At 69.5% G+C, this 2,256-nt stretch carries 2 protein-coding genes; both read right to left on the bottom strand.

Annotation, left to right across the window (positions count from 1 at the left end; genetic code table 11):
- Positions 1-1,657: recombinase family protein (locus ACFU6I_RS48430; RefSeq protein WP_384380931.1), on the bottom strand; the 1,657-nt coding region annotated here is incomplete at its 3' end.
- A 132-nt stretch (positions 1,658-1,789) separates the two neighbouring features.
- The gene (locus tag ACFU6I_RS48435; protein ID WP_384380934.1) at positions 1,790-2,137 is read right to left on the bottom strand and encodes a hypothetical protein; all 348 of its coding nucleotides are present in this window, start codon (positions 2,135-2,137) and stop codon (positions 1,790-1,792) included.
- Positions 2,138-2,256: the final 119 nt, after the last annotated feature.

The following is a 2,256-nucleotide window of genomic DNA, read 5'->3' on the forward strand; positions in this document are numbered from 1 at the left end:
CACGCCCCCAACGCAATGGGTAACTCGAGCATGAGTCACCCTCCGTAGCGTCTTGATCTTGATGCTGGTCGTCGGCAGTGCGCTCACGCACGGGTATGCGGTGCCGGATGGTGATCTTCTCTGGGCCGATGAGGACGTCCTTGACGAGGAGCCGCAGGACGCGCTGGCGCTCGGGGACGTCGGCTGTCCCAGCGTTCTCGCGGAGTTGGGCGAGGAAGCCTTCGAGGTCGTCAGCGAGTTTGAGGTAGGCGTCGCGGTCGGCGAGCTGGGCTTCCAGCGCGTCGAGTTGGCCGCGCAGGTTGCTTTCCCGGGCCCGCAGGCCGGGCATCCGGGCCCGCAGTTCATCGATGGTGACCAGCTGTTCCTGGAACGCTTCGATCATGCGCGTGATCGCTGCGGTGGCCTTGGCCAGGGCCAGTTCGAGACGGCTGCGCTGGCGGGTGGCGGGGTCGCAGGTGCGGGCGTGTTCCAGCCGCTTGTCGATCTCGGTCCGGATCAGGTGCGGGTCGGCGATCATGCCGATGATGTGGTCCCAGACGACGGTGTCGAGGTAGTCGGCGCGGACGGGCTTGTTGGTGCAGACCCGGCCGCCCGCGTAGCGGTAGTCGTCGGAGCCCAGGCACCGGTAGTAGTAGATCTTCTTGCCGGAGGAAGTAGTGGTCGAGGTGCGGTAGTAGCCGTATCCGCAGCTCACGCAGGCCGACAGCCCCTGGAGCAGGGAGGGGACCTTGCTGTTGCGCGAGGCGAAGCGCTTGTTGTCGGCGAGCCGCTGGGCGGCGCGTTCGAAGGTGGCCGGGGTGACGAGCGCGGGAACGGGGATGGTGATCCACTCCTCGCGGGGGCGGTCGGCGGTCTTGACGGCGCGCGGAGTGCTGCGGCCCTCCAGGCGGGCCCGGCGGTTCAGGCCCGGGGACTCGTGGAGGACCTGGGTCTTGCCGAAGGCTGCCTGCCCTTGGTAGGCGGGGTTGCGGAGCATGCCCCGGACCACGCTGCGGTCCCAGCGGGTCTTGCCGGTGCGGGTGGGAGTGCCGCTGCCGGTGAGCCAGCGGGTCAGGTCCGCGATCGAGGCCCCGTCGTCGGTATAGCGGCGGAACAGCTCGACCACCAGCGCCGCCTCGGACTCGACGATCTCGTAGGTGGCCCCGCACTCGGGGGTCTTGCGCAGGTAGCGGTAGCCGAACGGGGCTCCGCCCAGCACGTTCACCGCCCCCGAGCGGGCCCGGTAGGTCTTCCCGCGCCGGTAGCGTTCCATCAGCTGGGCCTTCTCGTACTCGGCGAACATGCCCTGGAACTGGACCATCAGCTGGTCCTCGGGGCTGTCGCCGCGTGGGCCGCGGACGAACTCCACCCGGGTGCCGGCCCGGGCGAACTCCTCGACCAGCAAGGCCTGGTAAGCGAACTTGCGGGCGAGGCGGTCGGGCGCATAGCACAGCACGACATCCACGCCGACCTGGGCGACCAGGTCGCGCAGCCGCTCCAGCGCGGGCCGCACCAGGGTCGCCCCGGAGTGCCCCTCGTCCTCGAACACCCACTCCTCGGGCAGCTCAAGATGCGCGGTGGCGGCGTGCGCGCGCAGGGCCGCGGTCTGCGAGCCGATCGTCTGGTCCTTCTTCTGCCGGGCCGAGGACACCCGGGCGTAGATCGCCACGCTGGTCATCGCTCACTCCTGCCTGCTCCAGGCGATCGCGTATCCCAGATCGCCGCTGCGGAACCAACGCCGCGTAGGCCGCGGACAAGTCCGCCGCCGCATGACGGTCGAAGACCGCCTCCACCTCCACCGGCCGGCCTCTCACCTGCCCGGCCGACCCTCCGGGGCACCCCGCTCAAGGAATTCGGCCAGGGCCTGGGCCACCACCGCGGAGATCGCCCGGTCGCTCTCGTGGGCACGGGCGCGGATCTGTCCTGCCAGCGACTGCGGCAGCTTGACAGTGAACACCACGCTCGACTCGGGGACTTCGAGATGTCCAGCGGCCATGGCCTGCTCCAGATACCGGCGTGCCTGACGCACCGACACCCCGTACCCACTCGCCAACGTGCGGGCGGCTGCGGCCACGGGCACACCCGCCCCGACCAAATCCGCGGCGGCGTTGACCCGCCGGGCGTACTCGACGCTATCGACACGATCACCACGCACCATGTCACAAACCTACTACCCATTGTGACGTCCCTTACCCTCCGCTCGAGGAAGGAGTTCCAGCCGCCGGTAGCCGAGCGTCACCTCGAAGCAGAAGTTGCCCATTGCGTTGGGGGCGTGAC

The sequence above is a fragment of the Streptomyces sp. NPDC057486 genome (genome assembly GCF_042802415.1).
Classification (GTDB): domain Bacteria; phylum Actinomycetota; class Actinomycetes; order Streptomycetales; family Streptomycetaceae; genus Streptomyces; species Streptomyces yanii.

Coding starts and splice junctions, on each gene's coding strand:
- ACFU6I_RS48435 (WP_384380934.1), bottom strand. CDS start 2,137: ATGGTGCGTGGTGATCGTGTCGATAGCGTCGAGTACGCCCGGCGGGTC.